This window comes from Mycobacteroides sp. H001 (assembly GCF_001440005.1).
Classification (GTDB): domain Bacteria; phylum Actinomycetota; class Actinomycetes; order Mycobacteriales; family Mycobacteriaceae; genus Mycobacterium; species Mycobacterium gwanakae.
This window is the reverse complement of the sequence record NZ_LJYH01000042.1, coordinates 176,992-199,519: the sequence shown is the minus strand read 5'-3', so window position 1 is coordinate 199,519 and position 22,528 is coordinate 176,992. Positions and strand designations below refer to the sequence as shown.

20 protein-coding genes and 1 pseudogene are annotated in these 22,528 nt (G+C 64.6%); 9 read left to right on the top strand and 12 right to left on the bottom strand.

The window, feature by feature from the left end; all coding sequences use genetic code 11:
• Positions 1 to 26: 26 nt before the first annotated feature.
• Together otsB and kstR are read right to left on the bottom strand one after the other, a co-directional pair.
• Positions 27 to 2,558, bottom strand: coding sequence for a trehalose-phosphatase (gene otsB / locus AOT83_RS20575; protein ID WP_030095775.1), 2,532 nt, complete (start codon positions 2,556 to 2,558; stop codon positions 27 to 29).
• A 60-nt stretch (positions 2,559 to 2,618) separates the two neighbouring features.
• The gene (gene kstR, locus AOT83_RS20570; RefSeq protein ID WP_030095774.1) at positions 2,619 to 3,296 is read right to left on the bottom strand and encodes a cholesterol catabolism transcriptional regulator KstR; all 678 of its coding nucleotides are present in this window, start codon (positions 3,294 to 3,296) and stop codon (positions 2,619 to 2,621) included.
• 207 nt (positions 3,297 to 3,503) lie between these two features.
• Here kstR and AOT83_RS20565 point away from each other — a divergent pair, with 207 nt between their 5' ends.
• Positions 3,504 to 5,621: an acyl-CoA dehydrogenase gene (locus tag AOT83_RS20565; RefSeq protein ID WP_057965269.1), complete on the top strand. Its 2,118-nt coding sequence runs from the start codon at positions 3,504 to 3,506 to the stop codon at positions 5,619 to 5,621.
• 21 nt (positions 5,622 to 5,642) lie between these two features.
• On the opposite strand, the pseudogene AOT83_RS27015 reads toward AOT83_RS20565, so the two are convergent.
• The 3 genes and pseudogenes from AOT83_RS27015 to AOT83_RS20555 all read right to left on the bottom strand — a co-directional run.
• Positions 5,643 to 5,894 (bottom strand): annotated as a pseudogene (locus tag AOT83_RS27015) (hypothetical protein); the annotation flags it as partial.
• Between the two features lie 172 nt (positions 5,895 to 6,066).
• On the bottom strand, positions 6,067 to 6,606 hold the full coding sequence (locus tag AOT83_RS20560) for a hypothetical protein (protein ID WP_057965288.1): 540 nt from the start codon (positions 6,604 to 6,606) through the stop codon (positions 6,067 to 6,069).
• Positions 6,607 to 6,670: 64 nt separating this feature from the next.
• On the bottom strand, positions 6,671 to 7,726 hold the full coding sequence (locus AOT83_RS20555) for a ferredoxin--NADP reductase (protein ID WP_030095771.1): 1,056 nt from the start codon (positions 7,724 to 7,726) through the stop codon (positions 6,671 to 6,673).
• A 301-nt stretch (positions 7,727 to 8,027) separates the two neighbouring features.
• Here AOT83_RS20555 and hsaA point away from each other — a divergent pair, with 301 nt between their 5' ends.
• From hsaA to fmdA, 5 genes are all read left to right on the top strand, one after another.
• Positions 8,028 to 9,215: a 3-hydroxy-9,10-secoandrosta-1,3,5(10)-triene-9,17-dione monooxygenase oxygenase subunit gene (gene hsaA, locus AOT83_RS20550; RefSeq protein ID WP_030095770.1), complete on the top strand. Its 1,188-nt coding sequence runs from the start codon at positions 8,028 to 8,030 to the stop codon at positions 9,213 to 9,215.
• A gap of 26 nt (positions 9,216 to 9,241) precedes the next feature.
• The gene (hsaC, locus tag AOT83_RS20545; RefSeq protein WP_030095769.1) at positions 9,242 to 10,153 is read left to right on the top strand and encodes an iron-dependent extradiol dioxygenase HsaC; all 912 of its coding nucleotides are present in this window, start codon (positions 9,242 to 9,244) and stop codon (positions 10,151 to 10,153) included.
• Entirely contained in the window at positions 10,150 to 10,716 is a 567-nt protein-coding gene (gene hsaB / locus AOT83_RS20540; RefSeq protein ID WP_030095768.1) for a 3-hydroxy-9,10-secoandrosta-1,3,5(10)-triene-9,17-dione monooxygenase reductase subunit, read from the top strand. The genes hsaC and hsaB overlap by 4 nt, the downstream gene beginning before the upstream one ends.
• Before the next feature lie 85 nt (positions 10,717 to 10,801).
• Positions 10,802 to 11,083: a zinc ribbon domain-containing protein gene (locus AOT83_RS27010; protein ID WP_081343709.1), complete on the top strand. Its 282-nt coding sequence runs from the start codon at positions 10,802 to 10,804 to the stop codon at positions 11,081 to 11,083.
• A 14-nt stretch (positions 11,084 to 11,097) separates the two neighbouring features.
• Positions 11,098 to 12,354: a formamidase gene (fmdA, locus tag AOT83_RS20530; RefSeq protein WP_030095767.1), complete on the top strand. Its 1,257-nt coding sequence runs from the start codon at positions 11,098 to 11,100 to the stop codon at positions 12,352 to 12,354.
• Between the two features lie 7 nt (positions 12,355 to 12,361).
• On the opposite strand, the gene AOT83_RS20525 is transcribed toward fmdA, so the two are convergent.
• Both AOT83_RS20525 and AOT83_RS20520 read right to left on the bottom strand, forming a co-directional pair.
• Positions 12,362 to 13,474, bottom strand: a complete 1,113-nt coding sequence (locus tag AOT83_RS20525; protein ID WP_057965268.1) for an agmatine deiminase family protein — start codon at positions 13,472 to 13,474, stop codon at positions 12,362 to 12,364.
• A 95-nt stretch (positions 13,475 to 13,569) separates the two neighbouring features.
• Complete coding sequence (locus AOT83_RS20520) at positions 13,570 to 14,844, bottom strand: hypothetical protein (RefSeq protein WP_030095765.1); 1,275 nt, start codon at positions 14,842 to 14,844, stop codon at positions 13,570 to 13,572.
• A 144-nt stretch (positions 14,845 to 14,988) separates the two neighbouring features.
• Between AOT83_RS20520 and arr the strand changes: the two genes are divergently transcribed.
• Entirely contained in the window at positions 14,989 to 15,414 is a 426-nt protein-coding gene (arr, locus tag AOT83_RS20515; RefSeq protein WP_057965267.1) for an NAD(+)--rifampin ADP-ribosyltransferase, read from the top strand.
• Between the two features lie 26 nt (positions 15,415 to 15,440).
• Here arr and AOT83_RS20510 read toward each other — a convergent pair whose 3' ends face one another.
• From AOT83_RS20510 to AOT83_RS20490, 5 genes are read right to left on the bottom strand one after another with little or no spacing between them, the layout of a single operon-like run.
• Positions 15,441 to 15,815, bottom strand: coding sequence for a MauE/DoxX family redox-associated membrane protein (locus AOT83_RS20510; RefSeq protein ID WP_030095763.1), 375 nt, complete (start codon positions 15,813 to 15,815; stop codon positions 15,441 to 15,443).
• A 22-nt stretch (positions 15,816 to 15,837) separates the two neighbouring features.
• A complete protein-coding gene (locus AOT83_RS20505) occupies positions 15,838 to 16,791 on the bottom strand; it encodes an acyl-CoA dehydrogenase family protein (protein ID WP_057965266.1) in 954 nt (317 codons plus the stop codon).
• A complete protein-coding gene (locus AOT83_RS20500; RefSeq protein WP_030095761.1) occupies positions 16,788 to 17,741 on the bottom strand; it encodes an acyl-CoA dehydrogenase family protein in 954 nt (317 codons plus the stop codon). Before AOT83_RS20500 ends, AOT83_RS20505 begins: the two co-directional genes overlap by 4 nt.
• Positions 17,738 to 18,889, bottom strand: a complete 1,152-nt coding sequence (locus AOT83_RS20495; RefSeq protein ID WP_057965265.1) for an acyl-CoA dehydrogenase family protein — start codon at positions 18,887 to 18,889, stop codon at positions 17,738 to 17,740. The genes AOT83_RS20500 and AOT83_RS20495 overlap by 4 nt, the downstream gene beginning before the upstream one ends.
• Positions 18,889 to 20,460 carry a FadD3 family acyl-CoA ligase gene (locus tag AOT83_RS20490; protein ID WP_030095759.1) on the bottom strand — a complete coding sequence of 524 codons (1,572 nt, stop codon included), beginning with the start codon at positions 20,458 to 20,460 and terminating at the stop codon, positions 18,889 to 18,891. The genes AOT83_RS20495 and AOT83_RS20490 overlap by 1 nt, the downstream gene beginning before the upstream one ends.
• 99 nt (positions 20,461 to 20,559) lie before the next feature.
• On the opposite strand from AOT83_RS20490, the gene ipdE1 reads away from it, so the two are divergent.
• Both ipdE1 and ipdF read left to right on the top strand, forming a co-directional pair.
• Positions 20,560 to 21,702 carry an acyl-CoA dehydrogenase IpdE1 gene (ipdE1, locus tag AOT83_RS20485; RefSeq protein WP_057965287.1) on the top strand — a complete coding sequence of 381 codons (1,143 nt, stop codon included), beginning with the start codon at positions 20,560 to 20,562 and terminating at the stop codon, positions 21,700 to 21,702.
• The gene (gene ipdF / locus AOT83_RS20480; protein WP_057965264.1) at positions 21,703 to 22,491 is read left to right on the top strand and encodes a (5R,7aS)-5-hydroxy-7a-methyl-1-oxo-2,3,5,6,7,7a-hexahydro-1H-indene-carboxyl-CoA reductase; all 789 of its coding nucleotides are present in this window, start codon (positions 21,703 to 21,705) and stop codon (positions 22,489 to 22,491) included.
• The last annotated feature ends 37 nt before the right edge of the window (positions 22,492 to 22,528 follow it).

Below are 22,528 nucleotides of genomic sequence, written 5' to 3'. Positions count from 1 at the left end.
CCGCCGGTGGCGCGGCGAAATGGCCGTTAGGACAGCAAGGCGGCGCAGCGCAGCAGCCCGATGTGGCTGTATGCCTGCGGGTGATTGCCCAGCGAGCGTTCGGCCACCGGGTCGTACTCCTCGGACAACAGGCCGGTGGGGCCGGTGGCCTTGACCAACTGGTCGAACAGCAGCTCGGCCTGTGATCGCGCACCGATGAGCAGGTAGGCCTCCACGAGCCAGGCGGCGCACAGATGGAAGCCGCCCTCTCCGCCGGGCAGGCCGTCATCGCGGTGGTATCGGTAAACCGTTGCACCACTACGTAACTCGGCTTCAGTGGCGATCACTGTCGCGGTGAACCGGGGGTCGGTGGGCTCGATCAGCCCGGACAGTCCGATGTACAGGGTGGCAGCATCCAGATCTGTGCCGTCATAGGCGGCGGTGAAGGACTTCACCGAGTCGTTCCACCCCTTGTCGATGACCTCGGCGGCGATCTCGTCACGTAGTCCGGCCCAGCCCGCGGGAGTCTCGCGCTGGAATTCTTCGGCGAGTTTCACCGCTCGGTCCACGGTCACCCAGCACATCACCTTGGAGTAGACGTGGTGCCGCGGATTGCCGCGGATCTCCCAGATTCCGTGGTCGGGTTCGTACCACCGGCGTTCGACGGCAAGAACCATGTCGGATACCAGGTTCCAGTCGGCATCGGTCAGCGGTTCGGCGTGTCCGAGACGCTTGCGGGCGTGAGTCAGATCGTGGATCAGTTCCACCACGGGACCGAAGACGTCCAGCTGCACTTGTGAGTTGGCGGCGTTGCCGACGCGGACCGGGCGTGAGCCCGCGTATCCGGGCAGCGAGTCGATCACCGCCTCGGGCGGTAGCACGGTTCCAGACAAGGTGTACAGCGGGTGCAGGCGATCTGGGCCGGGTAGGTGCTCCAGCACTCGGTGCAGCCAGCCCAACAGGCCCTCGGCCTCGCCTAGAGATCCCAACGCCACCAGGGCCGATGCGGTCATCGAGGCGTCGCGCAGCCAGCAGTACCGATAATCCCAGTTGCGAATGCCGCCAATGTCTTCCGGCAATGACGTGGTGGCGGCCGCAAGGATCGCGCCGGATTCGGCATGCACCAGGCCGCGCAGCGTCAGCGCCGAGCGCTTCATCAGTCCGGGCTTGCGCTCGGGGAGTGTCAAGGTCTGCGCCCAGTCGCGCCAATACGACTCGGCGCGGCGCCGCAGCTCAGGTTCGGGGACCGGGTTTGGCCCTAAATCTTCGGTACCGCAGCGTAATTCGAGAGCGATCGGCCGGTTGGAGCGGCTGATCGTCGCGGTGGCGGTCTGTTCGTCGGCGGAGATGCTCCAGGTGACGCCGGGTGCGCGCAGCACAATCGGGTCGTTGGTGCCCAGCACCCGCAGACCGCCCTCGTCGGCTACCAGCTGCACTGGTGTCTGACCGAACTCGGGGCGCGGGGCGAACGTGACCACCGCATCGGCCTCGCCGGTGACAACCCTGATCAGATCGGTACGCCCGGGAATCTCGTCGTGCGCCAGGTAGTCGGTGACCTGCAGGCTGGCCCAACGGGTTTCAACAGTCATGGTGCTGTCGATGTACTTCTGGCCGAGTGGCAGCGCTGACCGTGCGGGGCCAATGGTGAAGTGCCCGGCCTCATCCCCACCGAGGAGGTGGGCGAAGACGGCTGCCGAGTCGGGTTCCGGGTGACACATCCAGGTGATGTCACCGGTGGGGGTCACCAGCGCGAGCGTGCGTGAGTTGGCGAGCATGGTGAGACGCTCGATGGGGGTGGCGTGACCGCCGAGCAGCCAGGTGCGACGTTCCTCAAGCAGGAAAGCCAGTGCGGTGCCCACCGATTCGGTGTCCGGGATGCGGTATCCGGCGAGTGTTTCTCCGTCGCCCACCTTGACACCCACGTCGGGGCCATGCAGTCGCTTGAAGGCCTTCTCGTCGGTGACGTCGTCGCCGAAGAACACCGCGGCGGTCGCGCCTTCCTGATGGCGCAAGATGTCGAGCGCCTGTCCCTTGTCGGTGGGTATAACCGCGAATTCGAGAACCTTTTTGCCCTCGGTGACCTGCGCGCCCCATCCGTTGGCCACGGTAAGTGCTTGGGACAGCGCGGCATCGCCGTCCTCTTCCGAGGCATTACGTACGTGCAGTGCGACGCTCGCCGGTTTCAGCTCGATAGCCACCCCGGCGTATTCGGCGGCGATGGCCGACAGCTTGTTGGCGATGGTCTTCAATAGCGCCTTGGCGTCTCCGTCGATGGCATGCACGAAGCCGGCATCGAACTCCGATCCGTGGCTACCGACCAGATGTACCTCGGAGGGCAGCCGCGACAGGGTCGCCAGGTCACGCAGTGCGCGCCCGGAGATCAGCGCCGAGGTTGTCGACGGCAGTCCCGCCAACGCCCGCAACGCCGTGGTCGACTCGGGGTGTGGGCGTGCGTCATCGGGGTTGTTGACCAGCGGAGCGATGGTTCCGTCGTAGTCGGAGGCCACCAACAGCCGAGGAGTACGGGCGACTTCGGAAAGAGCCCGGCGCAGTTCGACAGGCAGATCTTGGGCACTCACCACGGGTCCCGAGTCTACGTCCGCTACCTACGGCGGGCTGGCTAGGCCAAGCGTTGCTGCTCAGGTAATGCCGAGCAGCAATCTGACGGTGCGATCGAGACGGTGGCTCACGTCGGTTGCCGACGCCCGACGCGTCAGCCAGGCAATCATGTTGGAGGTCCAGACATCCGAGATGACACGGGCGATGTGGAACTGCGCGTCGGAAGGGTCGTCGTCACCGGCCATCGCGCGGGCGAAAATACCGTCCATCAGCCGGCCCACGTGATCAACCTCACCGGCGGCGGAGGCGTCCGCGAAGACCAAGGCGCGGGTCATCGCCTCGGTAAGGAGGGGGTTGCGCTGCATGTTGCGATTCAGCCGCGTGATCGCCGTGTGCAGGCGTTCGTACGCGGTGCTGCCGCTGACGGTGTTGCGATCCGATCTGGCGTCGATCTGCTCGAATTCGCGCTCCAGCGCGGACACGAGCAGGTGCACCTTGGAGGGGAAGTACCGATACAGCGTGCCCACGGCGACGTCTGCCCGTTCGGCGACAGTACGCATCTGCACTGCTTCGTACCCGCCCTTGGATGCGATGGCCAAGGTGGCATCCAGGATGCGCTTGCGGCGCTCGCGCTGCGCGGTCGAACCGAGATCGTCATCGGACAGTGCTGAGACGGCTGCAGGCTGATTCGCGGCGTCGGTGTCACCGTTATCCGACTGCACGGCTTCCGATGCGTTAGATGTCCGAGGCGTTGCCATGGCGTCTGTACTCCCTGTGCTCAATCCCGCGTGTCCACGGGACGGTTTCAGCGCACGACTATACGGATGACCGTCGGTCGTTTCAGGTCTCCCTGGCCCTCCGGTAGTGCTCTGTACAGCCTGAATGCGTTCCTACTACACTGAACCCAATCACGATATTAGAACACGTTCTAGTCTCGTGTACCCGAATCAAGCCGAGGAGAATCTGTGTCGTCCGATGTTCAGGAAGCCGCCCGGGACGCTGTCCGTCAGTGGGCCAAGAGCGCGGCTGTCATCGAGTCGGTCCGCAAGATGGAATCCGACCCCCACGGGTGGGGCCCGGCCTATGCCGGGGTGGCTGAGCTGGGAATATTCGGTGTCGCGGTGCCCGAGGCCGCAGGCGGTTCGGGTGCCGGATTCGACGACATGATCGCCATGGTCGACGAGGCCGCGGCGTCCTTGGTGCCGGGGCCGGTTGCCACCAGTGCGTTGGCTGCTGTGGTGCTCGCGCCCGCCGGGCCGGCGGAATTGGTGGCGGCGCTGGCCTCCGGTGAGCGCACGGCGGGCCTGGCCCTCACCGGGAGCCTGACCGTCGCCGACGGGCTGGCCTCGGGCGTGTTGCCCGCGGTGCTGGGTGGCACCGTCGATGGAGTGCTGCTTGCGCCGGGGCCCGATGGTTGGGTGTTGGTCGACTGCGCGGGTGCGGGTGCCACGGTGGACGTCAAAAAGGCTACTGATTTCTCCCGCCCGTGGGCCGCGATCACCCTGAACGGCGCCGAGGCGCATCCGGTGAGTCTGCCGAAGGCCGTGGTCGCCGATCTTGCGACGGTGACCCTCGCGGCCGAGGCGGTGGGTGTGGCGCGCTGGGCGCTGCGGACCGCCGTCGAGTACGCCAAGGTGCGTGAGCAGTTCGGTAAGCAGATCGGCAGCTTTCAGGCCATCAAACACATGTGTGCCGAAATGCTGTGCAGGGTCGAGCAGGCAGATGTCGCGGTCTGGGATGCTGCCGGATGCGCGCAGGATGCGGTGGCCAATGGTGTTGATTTCCATCAGCTTTCGCTTTCCGCCGCGGTCGCGGCGGCCGTGGCGGTCGATGCCGCGGTGGTCAACACCAAGGATTGCATTCAGATTCTTGGCGGCATCGGGTTCACTTGGGAGCACGACGCGCACCTGTACCTGCGGCGTGCCTACGCACTGCAGTCCTTCCTGGGTAAGCCGGCGGTATGGCGGCGTAAGGCCGCCGCGCTGACCCTCGGGGGAACTCGCCGCTCCCTGACCATCGACCTCGGTGAGGTGGAGACCCAGCGGGCTCAGGTCGCTGCCACCGCTGCGGAAATCGCTTCGGCGCCAAAAGATGAACACCAGGTTCGGCTGGCCGAGACGGGCTTCCTGGCCCCGCACTGGCCCGCTCCGTACGGGCTGGGCGCGGGGGCCGCGCAGCAGTTGCTCATCGATCAGGAGCTGCACGCCGCGGGAGTCACCCGCCCCGACCTCGTGATCGGGTGGTGGGCGGCTCCTACCATTCTCGAGCACGGAACTCCAGAGCAGATAGCGCAATTCGTCGCACCCACACTGCGCGGTGAGATCGAATGGTGCCAGCTGTTCTCCGAGCCCGGTGCCGGTAGTGATCTTGCGGCATTGCGTACCAAGGCAACCCGGGTGGACGGCGGGTGGAAGCTCGACGGACAGAAGGTGTGGAACTCCAAGGCTCAGATTGCGGACTGGGCGATCTGCCTGGCGCGGACCAACCCCGATGTTCCTAAGCACAAGGGTATTACGTACTTCCTGCTCGATATGAAGACCCCGGGAATCACCGTGCGGCCGCTGCGTGAGATCACTGGGGAGGAGATGTTCAACGAGGTCTTCCTGGATGGTGTGATCGTTCCGGACGAGAATGTGGTCGGATCGGCCGACGATGGATGGCGTCTAGCCCGCACCACACTGGCCAATGAACGGGTGGCCATGGCCGGGGGCGGCACGCTCGACGAGGCCATGGAGTCGCTGCTGACGCTCATCGGAGACGCAGAATTAGATGGGGCACAACTAGATACGCTTGGTGTATTCGTGTGCTCGGCGCAGACGGGTGCGCTGCTGGATCTGCGCACCGCGCTGCGCGCCATCGGTGGTCAGGATCCGGGTGCGGCCTCGAGCGTGCGCAAGCTCGTCGGAGTGCGGCATCGTCAGGGGCTGTCGGAGCACATCCTCGACTACGTGGACTCTCATGGAGCGGTGGAGTCACACGAGATGTGGCTGTTCATGCGGGACCGATGCCTGTCGATTGCCGGGGGCACCACACAGATCCTGCTTAGCGTGGCAGGGGAGCGGTTGCTCGGTCTGCCGCGTTGACAGCCAGCAGTCAGCTCGGGTGCGCATGCGGTGTTGGGTGCTGCGCGGGAGAGCGCCCGGACTGAGGCCACGGCCGCGTCGACGAACTCGGTCGAGCTTGACATCGGTGCGCAGTGCATCCGAGATCGTCTTTGACGGCCGGCCATCTACGTCAAAACCTATGTCCGCCAACATGGTGACCATCTCGGATACCGTGGTGAGCCCGTGGCGATGGATATGCAGGACGAGCAGGTAACGCAAATCGGTGCGCAGCGACCGGGCCCGAGCATTCATGCTCAGCACCATGTCATGGTGCGCCGACATTGTCGGACTGGCGTCTTAAACAACACACGTCTGGTGCCCGCGTTTATGCGACAACTACCGGCCAGACCAATTGTTGTCGCATAGACGCGGGCCGCACACCTACATGGTCAGAGCGGGTGCTCAGTACGCCGTCTGGTGACGGTTAGCTGAAGCGGGCCTGTGCGCAGGCGTCGGGCGAGATTACGCTCCGGCCGCCGATGCTGGCCTCCACGTGGCTGCATACGATGTAGTCGGCGTCGAGCTTGGGTTGTCCGGTCGCCCAGTCGGTCGGCTGGGTGGTGCCGGTGATCCGGAAGCGGTCGACGTCACCTCCACCGAAGTAGACGGTGGTGAGCAGCCAGGTGCTACCGCCGTTGTGCTCCACGGTGTTCGGATTGTCGGCCCATTGCACCCAGAGATAGTTCATCCGGTCCGAGGTACGCAGCTCGGTGGTCTGCTTGGCCCACAGATCGCCCCCGAATCCCTCAATTCCGTTGGGAGTCCGAAGGTTGAAGCTCGCGGTGTAATAGCACTGCCGTTCGGCCTTGCGGCAGTCGGCCGTGGCGTGCACCTCGAGCTGACGCCCCTCGTCGACGGGCGTGCTGACGTCGGTGGTTTTGACCTCGGCGGTGGCCGTGCCCGGGAAGACCAGGGACGTGACCACCAGTGATGCGGCGGCCAGCGCCGCTTTCAGGGAGCTCATGATGGGGGAATCGTATCGGCCCGGTGGGGCCGCGTCGCTGAGATCTTTTTTCTGAACCTGGCGTTCACTCATCAAAGGTGACGTTGACATCGTCGGTCTCGGGAACCGCCTGGCACGCCAGGATGTACCCGTCATCGAGGTCGTTCTGCGACAGCGCGTCGTTGACGAGCATGCGGACTTTGCCGTCCTTCAAGATGCAGGCGCAGGTCATGCAGTGCCCTTCGCGGCAAGAGAACGGTGCGTCCAGTCCCTTTGCGAGTAGGACGTCGAGCAGGACGGTGCTCCGGGGCCAGCTGACCGTGTGGGTCTCACCGTCGAGTTCGACGGTGGCCGTGGCAGGCGGTTCATCGTCGTCGGAGGGCTCGGCCAGCACCACCTCGGCGAACGGGTCACTCTCCAGGGAACGGAAAACCTCGACATGCACGCGCTCCTCGGGCATGCCGTTGCCCTTGAGCGCGGCCTCCGAGGCGTCCATGAACGGCCCGGGGCCGCAGATGAAGGCCTCGTGTCCGGCCGCGAACGGGGCGGCCAGAGTGGCCAGGGTTTGTTGTGAGGGCAGCCCCTGGACCGATTCGAGCCAATGGATGACGGTCAACCGATCCGGATATTGCGCCGTCAGTTCGCGAAGTGCCGCACCGAAGATCACCGACCGCTCGTCGCGGTTGGCGTAGATGAGCACCACCTTGCCGCTGCCCTGTGAGAGTGCGGACTTGCAGATCGCCATCATCGGGGTGATGCCGCTACCTGCGGCCAGCAGCAGGAAGTCACGATCGAGTTCTTTGGGGACGAATACTCCGGAGGGCGCCAGGACGTGCATGTGCATGCCGGCATGCGCGTTATCGCAAAGCCAATTGGACCCGTAACCATCGACGGTGCGTTTGACCGTGACAGTCAACCGCTCGTCGATATGCGGTGAGCTGGACAGCGAGTAGCAGCGTGCCACCGATCCAGTGCGATCGGAGGGAATGCGCAGCGTCAGGTACTGGCCGGGTGTGTACGCGAACTTGTCGGCCGCGTCCTCGGGGATGTCGAAGACCAGCGACCGGGAGTCGGCGGTCTCGTCGATCACCTCGGCGATGCGAACCTCGAGGACGTGTTTCCCCAGCGGAACGTCCGTCACGTGATTTCCTCCGTCAGTTGTACGTCGCCCGGGGGCGATGAGCCGCTTGCGCGAAGAGCCGCCAGCTTCGTGGAACTAGAACAGGTTACAGAATTGACCTTTGGCCCTACAACACCGTCGTCGCTTCGTTCCAGATGAGCCCGCCTTCCTGGGGTAGGCGAGGCGGTGTCGACACAGATCGAAACGTGTTCTAGTCTCAGCAGGGAACACGCGCTACCACCGTGGGTGTACAGCGGGTGTCGCGAACTACTAGCCCTAGTTTGTGCCGACTGATGCTAACTACAGCAGTGGAGGAAATGCAGTGACGACGACCGAACAGCGGGACGAGATTCAGGCGGTTCTCGCAGGAATTGACGACCTGCTGCCGATCCTGCGCAAGCGCGCGCAGGAGACCGAGGACCTGCGGCGTCTGCCTGACGCCACGGTCGCCGAACTGCAGGAGATCGGCTTCTTCAAGCTGCTGCAGCCCTCGCAGTGGGGTGGGTACGAGACCGCCCCCACCACCTTCTACGAGGCGGTGCGTCGTTTGGGCAGCGCCTGTGGCTCCACCGGTTGGGTTTCCTCGATCATCGGCGTGCACAACTGGCACCTGGCCCTGTTCGACCAGAAGGCGCAGGAGGAGGTGTGGGGCGACGACACCAACGTGCGCGTGTCCTCCTCGTACGCGCCGATGGGTGCCGGCGTCGTCGTCGACGGCGGGTACCTGGTCAACGGCGCGTGGAACTGGTCCTCGGGTTGTGACCACGCCACCTGGGCTTTCCTCGGTGGCCCCGTGATCAAGGACGGCCGTCCGGTCGACTTCGGCAGCTTCCTGATCCCGCGTACCGAGTACCGGATCGACGACGTGTGGAACGTCGTGGGTCTGCGTGGCACCGGCAGCAACACCGTCGTCGTCAAGGACGTGTTCGTGCCGTCGCACCGCTTCCTGTCGTACAAGAAGATGAACGACCAGACGGCCGGTGGCTACGAGACCAACACGGCACCCGTGTACAAGATGCCTTGGGGCACCATGCATCCCACCACCATCACCGCGCCGATCATGGGCATGGCATATGGCGCCTACGACGCCCACGTCGAGGCCCAGGGCAAGCGGGTGCGCGCCGCGTACGCCGGTGAGAAGGCCAAGGATGATCCGTTCACCAAGGTGCGGGTGGCCGAGGCGGCCAGTGATATCGACGCCGGGTGGCGCCAATTGATCGGGAATGTGGGCGACGAGTACAAGCTCATCTCGGCAGGCCAGGAGGTTCCGTTCGAGCTACGCGCCGCGGCCCGCCGCGACCAGGTGCGTGCCACCGGCCGGGCGATCGCCTCGATCGATCTGCTGTTCGAGAACTCCGGTGCTACCGCGTTGTCCAATGACGCTCCGGTTCAGCGATTCTGGCGTGATGCCCACGCCGGTCGTGTGCACGCTGCCAACGACGCCGAGCGGGCTTACCAAATCTGGGGTAACCACGCCTTCGAGCTGCCCGCCACCGACACAATGGTTTAACGCCGGGTATTAGGAGGAATCCGAGAATGGACGCCATCCGCTCACTGGGATACATGCGCATCGAGGCCACTGACATGGCGGCCTGGCGTGAGTACGGGCTCAAGATCCTCGGCATGGTCGAAGGCAAGGGCACGGTTGACGGTGCGCTGTACCTGCGCATGGACGACTTCCCTGCCCGTCTGGTGATTTTCCCCGGACAGCACGACCGACTGTCGGTTACCGGGTGGGAAGCCGCCAACGCTGCCGGACTACAGCAAGTCCGGGAGGCGTTGGAAGCCAACGGCACTCCGTACAAGGAGGGCACCGCGCAGGAGAAGGCCGAGCGCCGTGTCGATGAGCTGATCATCTTCGAGGATCCGTCGGGCAACATCCAAGAGGTGTTCCACGGTGTTGCCCTGGAACACCGCCGGGTGGTGAGCCCGTACGGGCACAAGTTCGTCACCGAGGAGCAGGGCCTGGGTCACGTGGTGCTGTCGACCAAGAACGACGCCGAGTCGCTGCATTTCTACCGAGATGTACTGGGGTTCAAGCTGCGTGACTCCATGCGGCTCCCACCGCAGATGCTGGGCCGTCCCGCCGACGGTGAGCCGGCCTGGCTGCGCTTCTTCGGCTGCAACCCGCGCCACCACAGCCTGGCGTTCTTGCCGATGCCGACCCCGAGCGGGATCGTGCACCTCATGGTCGAGGTGGAGAACTCCGACGATGTGGGTCTGTGTCTGGACCGTGCATTGCGTCGCAAGGTGCCGATGTCGGCCAGCTTGGGGCGACATGTCAACGACTTGATGCTGTCCTTCTACATGAAGACACCGGGCGGATTCGACATCGAATTCGGTTGTGAGGGGCGCCAGGTCGAAGACGAGTCCTGGGTTGCGCGGGAGAGTACCGCGGTTAGCTTGTGGGGCCACGACTTCACCATCGGTGCGAAGCTGAACCAGTGACGGCTATTGACCCGAGGGCGTTCCGGAATGTGCTGGGGCAGTTCTGCACCGGCGTCACCATCATTACCACGACGCACGACGGCGAGCCGGTGGGGTTTGCATGCCAGTCGTTCGCGGCGCTCTCGTTGGAGCCGCCGCTGGTGCTGTTCTGCCCGACAAAGCAGTCGCGATCCTGGGCTGCTATCGAGGCATCGGGCAAGTTCTGCGTAAACGTGCTGGCCGAGGACCAGCGTGAGGTCTCGGCGCGGTTCGGCTCACGAGAGCCGGACAAGTTCGCTGGAATAGATTGGCATCCATCGGGTCTCGGATCCCCGATCATCGACGGGTCGCTGGCGCACATCGACTGCGAGGTCGCCACCGTCCACGACGGCGGAGACCATTGGGTGGTATTCGGGTCGGTCAACGAACTGAGTGAAATCCCCGAGAAGCCGACGGCCACCCGGCCACTGCTGTTCTACCGAGGGCAGTACACCGGCATCGAGCCGGACAAGACCACGCCCGCCGATTGGCGCAATGACCTGGAGGCGTTCCTCACCGCTACCACCGAGGACACCTGGTTGTAACCGGCCTGCCATCGATTTCCTCTGCGGGCCTGGCCGATCCGGCGTAACGTCTCAGATCCAGGTGTTACCTCGGTGAGGGCGGGTCATGGCGTTGTACGAGTATCGCTGCACGAGCTGCGGCAGTACGTCGCGCAATTTTCCCTTGGCGACCGCCCCCGATAGTGTGTCCTGCCCCGGCTGCCCTGAGTCGGCACGCCGGGTTTTCGGCATAGCGGGGATGGGCCGGGGCGCCTCGTCTCGCATGCGTCTGCTTGACGACACCCAGCGCAGCGCCAGTGAGCCGTCCGCGGTGGCTGCGCTGCCCACCGCGCGCCGGGCGATTCCCCTGACAGCAAATCCCTTGCATCGCAAGTTGCCTCGCCCCTGACCGGAAGGATTGCCATGCCCGAAGTGTTGTTCCCGTTGGATTCGAGCAAGAAGTTCACCGAACAACAGATCGTCGGGCATAACCGGTGGCACCCCGACATTCCGCCGGCTGCCGTCGTCAAACCCGGTACTTCATTCCGGGTGCATTGCCGCGAATGGTTCGACGGTGCGATCCACAATGACGACTCCGCCGACGACATCCGTGACGCACCACTGACCACCGTGCACGCACTGTCGGGGCCGTTCTCGGTGGAGGGTGCTCAGCCGGGGGACCTGCTGATCGTCGACATTCTCGATGTGGGCCCGATTCCGCAGGAAGACTCCGGGCCACTGGCCGGGCAGGGCTGGGGTTACACCGGCATCTTCCCGACGGCCAACGGTGGCGGATTCCTCACGGAGCAGTTTCCCGATGCCTACAAGGCGATTTGGGACTTCTCAGGTCAAACCGCAACCTCGCGACATATCCCTGGGGTCAGCTTCACGGGGATTGTGCATCCCGGGCTGATGGGGACGGCGCCGTCGGCGGAATTGCTGGCGCGTTGGAATGCGCGCGAGGGCGCGTTGATCGCTACTGACCCCTATCGTGTTCCCGCACTGGCTCTTCCGCCAGAACCGCAGGACGCCGTACTCGGTGGGCTTACCGGCGACACCTTTGACAGGGCGGCGGCGGAGGCGGCCAGGACCGCGCCGCCCAGGGAGAATGGCGGTAATCAGGACATCAAGAATCTGACCAAGGGCAGCCGGGTGTTCTACCCGGTGTTCGTGCCGGGCGGAAAGCTGTCGGTGGGTGACCTGCATTTCTCGCAGGGAGATGGCGAGATCACGTTCTGCGGAGCCATTGAGATGGGTGGCTTCATCGATCTGCACGTCGACGTGCTCAAGGGCGGAATGGACACCTACGGGGTGTCGGAGAACGCGATCTTCATGCCGGGTAACACCGACCCGCAGTACTCGCAATGGCTGGCCTTCTCGGGAACCTCGGTCACTCTCGACGACGAACAACGCTATCTGGATTCGCATTTGGCGTATCAGAGGGCCTGTCTGCACGCTATCGATTACCTGACCAAGTTCGGCTACAGCCCGGAGCAGGCCTATCTCCTCCTGGGCGCAGCACCCATCGAGGGTCGACTGTCGGGTGTCGTCGATATTCCGAATTCCTGTGCCACTGTGTATATCCCGACGGCGATCTTCGACTTTCCGGTGACGCCGTCCGCGACGGGGCCAGTGCGAATCGATCCCGGGCCCGGCGCGCCGCGTTCGGTGGCAAGCTGAGGGCGGCCTACCGCGGTTCCTGCTGGGTGGCGCAGTGGATGCCGCCGCCGCCCGCGGCGATACCGTCGATATCGAGCTGAACCACCCTGCGCCCGGGAAAGACCGCCTCCAGCGTGGATTTGGCCGCCGCGTCGGCGTCTGGGTCTCCGAATTCGGGTGCGATGACGCCGCCATTGCACACATAGAAATTGATGTAACCCGCTGCGAAGTCCGCTGATTCGAAGTCATCGCGCCCCTGCTCGGGTGCCTCGAGTACTTCCACGCGCAGTGGGCGTCCGGCCGCGTCCGTTGCCTTTTCGAGGATGTCGAGATGCCGGCGCGTCACGTCGTAGTCGAACGAGTCGGGGTCGTTATCCAGCCCTGCGACGACGACACCCGGTCCGGCGAATCGCGCGTAGAAATCGGTGTGACCATCCGTGATGTCCATGCCCGCGATGCCCGGTAGCCAAATGATCTTCTGCAGACCAAGCAGACGCGCAAGCTCTGCCTCGACATCCTTTTTGGAGCGTCTCCGGTTGCGGTTGTTGTTGAGCACGCAACTCTCGGTGATGATCGCGGTGCCGCCCCCATCGACCTCGATGCCGCCGCCCTCGAGCACGAGGTCGGTGTGAAGGACCCGCACTCCGGCGCGCTTGGCGACCTCGACGGCGACCGTGGCGTCGGAGTCATGCTTCTGTTTGTTGCCCCAGCCGTTGAAGTTGAAATCGACAGCTGCCTTGCCGGTGTCGTTGCGGACGAACACCGGCCCGCTATCGCGAATCCACAGGTCATCCAGTGGTGCGGGAACCAGTTCCACATTGGGTCCAGCCAATTGGCGCGCCAGTTCGATCTCCTGCGGTCGCACCAGCATGGACACCGGTTCGAACTGTGCGATCGCCTGGGCGATCGCACCCAGATTCTGCTGCACATTCCGGTTGAGCCGCCGGCCCCAGATCTCGTCGCTGGCGCCGAAGGCCATCCAGGTTCGCAGGTGTGGTTCACCCTCGTCGGGCATGCGCCAGGTCTCGCCGTCGCTCACCTCGCCATTATCTTGCGGCTCGTCGGGAGTGTCCGCGCAGGAAGTCAGTGCGAGGCCCGCTGCCACTGCCGTTCCGAGTTGGAGCAGGTGTCGTCGGCGCATATCCAGATTGTGCTACCCCCGGCGGTTCAGTGCCGAAACAAGCCCGTCCGGGTCCGTAACGCTGAGTTGCGGGCCGCCGCCGGGCCGAACGGCAGTTAATCTCCGTACCAACGTCTGCCGTGTTCGGCGTGTGTCGATAGGTAGGCGCCCGGGCCGAAGTGCGCGTCATAGAAGCCCAGATCGATGTTCTGAGCTTGCAGATACATCAAGACATGGACGGTCGGAACGGTGCCGGGAATCTTTCCGAAGGTGTCGTAAATGTACGAGGCCTGCGTCGTGACGATCTCCTGGATCGCCTCGGCCGGTAGCGCGGCCGCGCGCACCTTGCGTGAATCCACCCAGGCGCCAGGGGTGTCGGGGTGGAAGGGCCCGCCGGGGCCGTACTTGCGCTCGATGTACTTCTGGACGCCCGCTGCGACCGTCGGCACATGTGGGGGACTGAGGGTTTCGAAGAATCCATCCAGACCGGTGGCATTCGGAAATGGCCACCGATCGTCGTTGTCGGAGCGGAACCCGATACCGGGTGCACGCGGGTCGCCAGAGCCGCCGAGCACCGAAAGCCGGTCGAGCCCGTCGAACATCCAGCCACCCAGTCCGAGCGCTTGAAGGAGGAGTACGCCGTTGTGGGTTGCGGTGGCCAGTTCGGCGCTGGCCTCGGTGAGCGTGTACTGCTCCACAAAAGACAGCGGAATAGGATCGTCGTAATTCCTTAAGCTGCTGAACTTTTCGGTGCCGGGAAGGCTCCGGTTGTTGACGTCGTCGTAGACCAGGTAGCCGTTCGCGGCGAAGAAGGACAGGTTCGCGATCAGGTGTTCGGCCAGATCGGCCACCGGGAAGGCCAGCAGGCTGCCCGGGTGATTCCCGATCCAGGTGTTGTGGCCTTCCATGTACGGCTCCTCTCGTGGCAGTTCCAGACGTTTGTCCGAAATCCGCACGTAGGAGTCGGCGGTGTGAGTGATCCAGTCCTCGATAGACGCGAATTCACGAGGGGGTTCATCACGTGTCGGCAGCAGGTAGATCCCGGTGTCATCGGTGAAGAAGAGCTGGCTGGTGTGAAATCCGGCGGCGGAGGGAAAGGTGCGTCCAGTCGCACTGCCGGAGTAGTTCGGGAACGCGGGGGCGTATCCGGGGTGATAGGTGATGCCATAGTGCCATCCGGTTACACCCCCAACCACCGAAAGGATCAGTGCGCGTTCGACTTCCGATATCGGTCTGACAGGATGCCCGCTGGTGTAGGCCAGCGGACCGTCGGGAATGCGTCCGCCGAGAGGGAAGCGTCGGGACCGGCGCCCGGTGATCGCTGCCAGCAGCGGGAACGTGGTGACCTCTGCCAGGGCTTCGCGTTCGCGGTCGGATATCTGCAGTGTCATGGATCAAGCCGACCACTGCGCGGTTGTGGGGTCAACCTTTTGGCTTGTCCCCTTTCAAAATATGTCACGAAGGGGGGCTTGCGGCAAGGCCCCCATCGTGACGCACAATCCTGCGACCACGAATTTCGACTGATGGGAACGGGTATGACGATGCCGAACTTTTTCGAGGCGCACGAGTCGGGCGCGTACTTCCATGGCACCAAGGCAGACCTCGAGATAGGCGATCTGTTGACCCCCGGGCATCTGTCGAACTACGAGGAGGGCCGCATCATGAACCACGTCTACGTGACGAGAACACTGATCGGCGCGGGACTCGCCGCCATCATGGCCAAAGGCGAGGGCAGGGGCCATGTCTACATCGTGGAACCGGAGGGCACCCTGGAAGATGATCCGAACGTGACGGACAAGAAGTTCCCCGGGAATCCGACCCACTCGTACCGCACCCGGGAACCCGTGCGCATCGTTGGCGAGGTTGAGGACTGGGAAGGGCCCCCGCCTGAATTCATGGAAACCTTCCGGGCGGGGCTAGCCAACCTTCAGCGCACGGGAAACGCCGTCATATATGACTGAACACGACAGGAAAAGATCAAAGACGGCTACGCCGTGCGTCGTACCTTGAGGGCCTCGGTGATCATCGGAATCTGCAACGGTAGCCGGGCGATGGCGCCGAGCTTCAGTGGCAGCGGCTTGTCCCACCACTGCCGCGCCATGTTGATGTTCGCGGGGAAGACGGCGATGAACAGGAGCGCCGCGAGCGTACCGCCGAGCCTGCGTGTCTTCGGGGCCAGTAGCAGCGCACCGGTTCCGAGTTCGGCAACACCCGAGGCATACGTGTAGAACCGGGCTTCACCAGGCAGCTGGGCCGGGACGATGTCGTCGAAGGGTTTGGGTGCGACGAAATGTACGACGCCGACGCCGAGGAGCACGGCGGCGAGCCGGTAGGCGGGCCAGGGGCTGGCTTTGGTCTGCATGCCCGGAGTCTAGGCCGGGAACCTACAGTCCCGCGGCGCTCTCCAGGCTTGGGAGCAGCTGACGTGGTGTTCCCAGCAGCAGCGCGCTGCCGTGTGCGCGCTTGAAGTAGAGGTGGGCGTCGTGCTCCCAGGTGATGGCGATACCGCCGTGCAACTGGATCGAGTCCGCGGCCACTGCCGAGAGTGCCTCGCTGGCTTTGATTCTCGCTACGGTCGCGGCCTCGGCGGTGAGGTCTTGGATGGACTGGTACACGATGGCGCGTGCGGACTCCACCAGCACATACAGATCTGCCATCCGGTGTTTGAGGGCCTGGAAGCTGCCGATCGTACGGCCGAACTGCACCCGGGTCTTGGTGTATTCGACAGTGAGTTCCAGGGCGCGCGCCGCTGCGCCCACCTGCTCGGCGGCCAGCAGTAGCCCGGCCTTGTCGATCAGTCCTGGGGCAGTGCCGATCGGCTCGTTTCCGCTGTCCACGACTGCGGCGAGTCGGCGGGTGGGATCCATCGTCGACAGCGCCGTAGCGGTGACGTTCTCTGCTCGGTGTACTTCGTCGCCATCCAGGGTGAGTACTACATCGGCGATAGCTCCGTTGACGACGTATCCCGGGTCGAAGGCCACCGCACCGATCGATTCACCGGCCGCCAGCGATTCCAGTAGTTCACCCTGGTAGCCGGCCTCGAGGAGGGCCAGCTCCGCCCACAGGGTGCCCATCAGTGGACTGGGCACCAGCCCACGGCCGAGTTCTTCCACCACGACGGCCGCGTCCGCGAGCTCGCCTCCGGCACCGCCCAACTCCTCCGGAACCAGCAACGCTGCCGCTCCGACCTGCTCACACAGGACGGTCCACAGGTTCTCGTCATAGCCGCGCTCGGATTCCATCGCCTTGCGCACCGCAGCCGAGTCGGCTCGTTTGGTCACCAAGGAACGGACGGTGTCACGCAGCATCTGCCGTTCGTCGTTTGAGGAAGTACTCACAGGGCCTCCAGTACACGCGCACGGTGCCATTCCGGTGTGCCCCACGCCGCCGTCAGCGCCCGCACCTTGAGGATCCACAGAGAAAGGTCGTATTCGGCGGTGAAGCCGATGGCGCCATGGGTCTGTAGAGAAGAGCGCGCGGCAAGGTAGGCGGCCTTGCCGGCGGCAACCTTCGCGGCGCTCACATCGCGAGCGGCGGTGGGGGATTCGTCGGCGAGGGCCAGTGCGGCGCCGTACACCAGCGGGCGCGCCAGCTCCAGAGCGATGTGTACATCGGCCAGTTTGTGCTTGACGGCCTGGTAAGAGCCGATCGGCCGGCCAAACTGGGAACGCTGCTTGGCGTACTCCACGGCACGGTCCAGCAGGGCCTGTCCGGCACCGATCAGTTGTGCTGAAATGCCAAGCACACCAAAGTCGATGGCGCGGCTGGTGTCCAGGGAGACACCGCCGCCAGTCGGCGTCACGTCGAACACCCGACGGGTGGCATCGATCGACTCATGCTGGGCACCGGCCTGCCCCTCACGGAGCCCGATGTCATCGGCGATGAGCACCAGACCGGCGACGTCTGCATCGAGCGCACGCGGTGTGACGGGAGGTGCGGCGACCGTAGCAATGAGTTCTCCGGCGGCGAGTTGTGAGGACCGCTCATCCTCCGTGAGCAAGACTGGTGCCACCACGATCGATTCGACAACGGGTCCGGGTACCGCCCACTTGCCCAAGCCCTCGAGAGCGACAACCAGATCGACGGGGTGTGCCCCGATGCCGTCGTACTTCTCGGATACCGCCAGGGCCGTGACGCCAAGGTCGGCCAGCGTTGACCACACGGCCAGCCCGGGCTCGTGGTTGCCCGTTGCCCACGCGCGCGCTGCGCCGGGAACATCGGCGGCCGACAGGGCGGCATCGATGCTGGCCGCGAAATCCCGCTGCTGAGTGTCCAGATCGAACCTCACTTGGCACCTCCCGTGCGAGCACTTTCCTTGGGCAGGCCAAGGATGCGTTCGGCGATGATGTTGCGCTGAATCTCATTGGTACCCGCGTAGATCGGGCCGCCGAGGGAGAACAGGTACCCGTCGGTCCAGGGTCCGGTCAGCTCGCCGTCCGCGCCGCGTAGATCGAAGGCCGTCTCGTGCAGGGCGACATCCAATTCGGACCAGAACACCTTGGTGATCGAGGACTCGGCACCTAGCTCGCCGCCGCCCGCCAGCCGGGTCACGGTGCCGAAGGTGTGCAGCCGGTAGGCCTGTGCCGCGATCCAGGCGTCCGCCACACGTCCGGAAGCGAACCCATTGTCCGGAACCGATTTCCACAAGTCCACCAGCCGATCGGCGGTGGCCAGAAAACGGCCGGGGCTGCGCAGCGACATGCCACGCTCATTGCTCGAGGTGCTCATGGCCACGCGCCAGCCGTCGTGCACGCCGCCGATGACGTCCTCGTCGGGAACAAATACGTCGTCCAGGAAGATCTCGGCGAAGCCGGGGTCGCCGTCGAGCTGCGGAATGGGGCGCACCGTGACGCCCTCGGCCTTGAGGTCGAACATGAAGTAGGTCAATCCCTGATGGCGCTGGGCCGCCGGGTCGGATCGGAACAGCCCGAATGCCCTGTCCGCGAAGGGTGCTCGCGAGCTCCAGATCTTCTGACCGGACAGCCGCCAGCCCCCGTCGACCTTGCGGGCGGGGGAGCGCAGCGAGGCCAGGTCACTACCGGATTCCGGCTCCGACCATGCCTGCGCCCATATCTCCTCGCCGTTGGCCATTTTGGGCAGGATGCGATCCAGCTGGTCCTTGCTGCCATGTGCGAACAACGTCGGGCCCAGCAGAAACATGCCATTCTGGCTGATGCGCGCAGGGGCGCCCGCCTTGAAGTACTCCTCCTCGAAGATCACCCACTGCAGCAGGGTGACATCGCGACCGCCGTACTCCCTGGGCCAGGACACCGCGGAAAATCCCGCGTCGTACAGGGTGCGTTCCCATTGCCGGTGCGCCACTGCACCTTCCGGGGAGTCGTAGGAGGGCAGCGGCGGGTTCGGGACGTTGGCGGCGAGGAACTCGCGCACCTCCGCCCGGAATGCCTCGGTCTCGTCGTCAAGCAATAGGTCCATTACGCAGACTCCTCATGCATGGCACGCAGGGTGGGTTTGACCACCTTGCCGCCCAGGTTGCGGGGAAGTTCGTCGAGAAACTCGACGAACCGCGGTTTCTTGAAGTTCGCCACATGCTGTGCGCAGTAATCGATTACTGCCTGCGAGTCCAGAGATGCACCGGGCTTGCGCACGATGTACGCCTTACCGACCTCGCCGAGGCGCGCGTCGGGAACGCCGATCACGGCGGCATCGGCCACACCCTCCAGGCGCATCAGCACCTGCTCGATCTCGGCGGGATACACGTTGAACCCGCCGCAGATGTACATGTCCTTGAGGCGGTCGGTGATGGTGAGATTTCCGCGCTCGTCGAGCTTTCCGATATCACCGGTGTGCAACCAGCCGTCCGAGTCGATGGTCTCGGCGGTGGCCTGCGGATCGTCGAGATAGCCCTTCATGACATTGGCACTACGCAGCAGCACTTCGCCTTCGTCGCCGGGTTTCTGCGCGCCGTCGATCCGTAGCTCGTAGCCGATCATCGGGCGCCCGCAGGTGGTCGCGACGGTGACCGCGTCGTCATCGGAGCGGCAGATCGTGGCGAACCCCTGAGTCTCGGTGAGGCCGTAGGCGGTAAGCACCAGATCGAAATCCAGTTCAGATTGCATGCGTTCGATGAGCACCACCGGGACGACGGCCGCGCCCGTGACCGAGTACCGCAGCGAGGTCAGGTCGTAGTTCTTGCGTGCCGGATGGTCGAGCAGCATCTGGAAGATGGTCGGCGCGCCGGGCAGCACGGTGATCTGGTGCTCCTGGACGGCGGCCATCGCCTTTTCGGGGTCGAAGGTCAGCTGCGGCATGAGTGCCGCGCCGGTCTGCAGGCAGGCCAGGATGCCCGCCTTGTACCCGAAGTTGTGGAAGAACGGATTGACGCAGAGATAGCGGTCGTTTTCGGTGAATTCGCCATAGGTGGCCCAGGCCAGGGAGGCGGCCAGCGGTTGACGGTGCATGCACAGCACGCCCTTGCTGCGCCCGGTGGTGCCGGAGGTGAAAAGGATGTCGCTGATGTCCTCGGAACCCACTGTGTCCCGGCGGGTGTCGATGTCCTCGTCGGTGACGTCGTTTCCGTGCGCCACGAACTCGTCCCAGTTGCACCGATCGCCGGCCTCCACCGCGACCCGCACGATGTGCCGCAGGTCGGGGAGCGTTGCGGCGTCCAGCTGGGTGATGCGGTCCGAACCGAGGAAGATCCCGACAGAAACCAGCACGCGGGCCTGGCTGCGTTGCAGAATGTCGGTCGCCTCGTCGACGGTGTAGCGGGTGTTCATCGGGACGACGGCGGCGCCCGCGTACTGCGCACCCAGGCAGGCGATGGGCCAGTGCCATGAATTGGGGGACCAGATGGCCACGCGATCGCCGTGCTCGACCCCGAGCGCGATCAGCGCCGCGGAGAAGCGCCGCGCGCGGGTACGAAGTTCTGAGAAGGTCAGCCAGGAGCCGTCCGCATAGAGGGCGTCGCGACCGCCGAAACGGGCCGCTGCCTGGTCCAATGCTGCCGGGATGGTGAGTTCGGGTGTCTGCTGCGCCGACTCCATACGCGTCCGACCCACCTTCCAATAACAAGCAAGTGCTTGGTAGGTTAGCCTACAGGTGTGGGTGAGTTCCAAGCGGCTTCCGAGCGTCCGTTGTCGGAGATATCCGACGATCAGGTGCGTGCCGAGATCCGGGAATGGCTGGCCGAGAACCTTGTCGGCGAGTTCGCCGAGCTGAAGGGCCTGGGCGGCCCGGGTAGCGAGCACGAGGCGTTCGAAGAGCGCCTCGCCTGGAACCGTCACTTGGCTGCCGCGGGCTGGACCTGCCTGGGCTGGCCGGTCGAGCACGGTGGTCGCGGAGCCACCGTGAGCCAGCGCGTCATCTTCTATGAGGAGTACGCGCGCGCCGAGGCGCCGCACAAGGTCAATCACCTGGGCGAGGAGCTGCTCGGACCGACACTCATCGCCTACGGCACCCCCGAGCAGCAGCAGCGCTTCCTTCCGGCCATCCGCGATGTCACCGAGCTGTGGTGTCAGGGATATTCGGAGCCCGGCGCGGGGTCAGACCTTGCGAACGTATCCACCACTGCGGTGCTTGACGGTGACGAATGGGTGATCAACGGGCAGAAGGTGTGGACCTCGCTGGCGCTGCAATCGCAGTGGTGCTTCGTGGTCGCGCGTACTGAACCCGGATCGACGCGACACAAGGGTCTCTCGTATCTTCTGGTGCCCCTTGATCAGCCAGGTGTCGAGATCCGCCCGATCATCCAGCTGACCGGCACCTCGGAGTTCAACGAGGTGTTCTTCGACAGCGCGCGCACCGCCGCCGATCTGGTGGTCGGTGAGCCGGGCGATGGCTGGCGGGTCGCCATGGGCACCCTGACCTTTGAGCGTGGTGTCTCGACCCTGGGTAACCAGATCACCTATGCCCGTGAGCTTTCGAGGCTTGCCGAGCTCGCCAAGTCCAACGGCTCGGCGGACGACCCTGCGATCCGCGAGCGCCTGGCCCAGGCCTATGTCGGGCTTCGTACCATGCGCGCCTACGCGCTGGCCACCATGGACGAGGAGCGTCCCGGCCAGGACAATGTGTCAAAGCTGTTGTGGGCCAACTGGCATCGTGATCTGGGCGAGCTGGCGATGGAGATCATCGGAAAGTCGACCCTGTTGACCGATGACGGCGAGATGGACGAATGGCAGCGTCTATTCCTCTTCTCTCGTGCGGACACGATTTATGGCGGCTCCAACGAGATCCAACGCAACATCATCTCCGAGCGGGTGCTCGGACTACCCAGAGAGGCGCGCTAAGTGAGCTTGTCCCAGGCACCGAAAGAGATTGACGGACACGGTCTTCTGAAGGGCAAGGCCGTCGTCGTGACCGCGGCCGCCGGAACCGGTATCGGCTCGTCGACCGCGCGCCGTGCTCTGGCCGAGGGCGCCGACGTGGTCGTTTCCGACTACCACGAGCGCCGCCTCACCGAGACGCGTGACGAGCTCGCGGCACTCGGGCTGGGCAAGGTGGCCGCGGTGGTGTGTGATGTCACCTCTACCGAGGCTGTCGACGCACTCATCGTCGAATCCGTTGCCGCACTGGGCCGTATCGATGTACTGGTGAACAATGCCGGGCTCGGCGGTGAGACTCCCGTTGCCGACATGACCGATGAGCAGTGGGACCGGGTTCTCGATGTCACCTTGACCTCCACGTTCCGCGCGACCCGTGCGGCCCTGCGGTACTTCCGCGAGGCCGGTCATGGCGGCGTCATCGTCAACAACGCGAGCGTGCTGGGCTGGCGCGCGCAGTACGGACAATCGCATTACGCCGCCGCCAAGGCCGGCGTCATGGCGCTCACGCGATGCAGCGCCATCGAGGCCGTCGAGCATGGCGTACGCATCAACGCGGTAGCCCCGAGCATTGCTCGGCACAAGTTCCTCGACAAGGTGACGTCCTCGGATCTGCTGGACAAGCTGTCTTCCGATGAGGCATTCGGTCGCGCCGCCGAGCCGTGGGAGATTGCCTCCACCATCGCCTTCCTGGCCAGCGATTACTCGAGCTATCTGACAGGTGAGGTCATCTCGGTGTCCAGCCAGCGGGCGTGACATGCGCCATTAAGCGGTGACCAAACAAGCGCTTGGT

Coding starts and splice junctions, on each gene's coding strand:
- kstR (WP_030095774.1), bottom strand. CDS start 3,296: ATGGCAACGCCTCGGACATCTAACGCATCGGAAGCCGTGCAGTCGGAT.
- AOT83_RS20560 (WP_057965288.1), bottom strand. CDS start 6,606: ATGAGCTCCCTGAAAGCGGCGCTGGCCGCCGCATCACTGGTGGTCACG.
- hsaC (WP_030095769.1), top strand. CDS start 9,242: ATGGACGCCATCCGCTCACTGGGATACATGCGCATCGAGGCCACTGAC.
- AOT83_RS27010 (WP_081343709.1), top strand. CDS start 10,802: ATGGCGTTGTACGAGTATCGCTGCACGAGCTGCGGCAGTACGTCGCGC.
- fmdA (WP_030095767.1), top strand. CDS start 11,098: ATGCCCGAAGTGTTGTTCCCGTTGGATTCGAGCAAGAAGTTCACCGAA.
- AOT83_RS20525 (WP_057965268.1), bottom strand. CDS start 13,474: ATGCGCCGACGACACCTGCTCCAACTCGGAACGGCAGTGGCAGCGGGC.
- AOT83_RS20520 (WP_030095765.1), bottom strand. CDS start 14,844: ATGACACTGCAGATATCCGACCGCGAACGCGAAGCCCTGGCAGAGGTC.
- arr (WP_057965267.1), top strand. CDS start 14,989: ATGACGATGCCGAACTTTTTCGAGGCGCACGAGTCGGGCGCGTACTTC.
- AOT83_RS20510 (WP_030095763.1), bottom strand. CDS start 15,815: ATGCAGACCAAAGCCAGCCCCTGGCCCGCCTACCGGCTCGCCGCCGTG.
- AOT83_RS20495 (WP_057965265.1), bottom strand. CDS start 18,889: ATGGACCTATTGCTTGACGACGAGACCGAGGCATTCCGGGCGGAGGTG.
- AOT83_RS20490 (WP_030095759.1), bottom strand. CDS start 20,460: ATGGAGTCGGCGCAGCAGACACCCGAACTCACCATCCCGGCAGCATTG.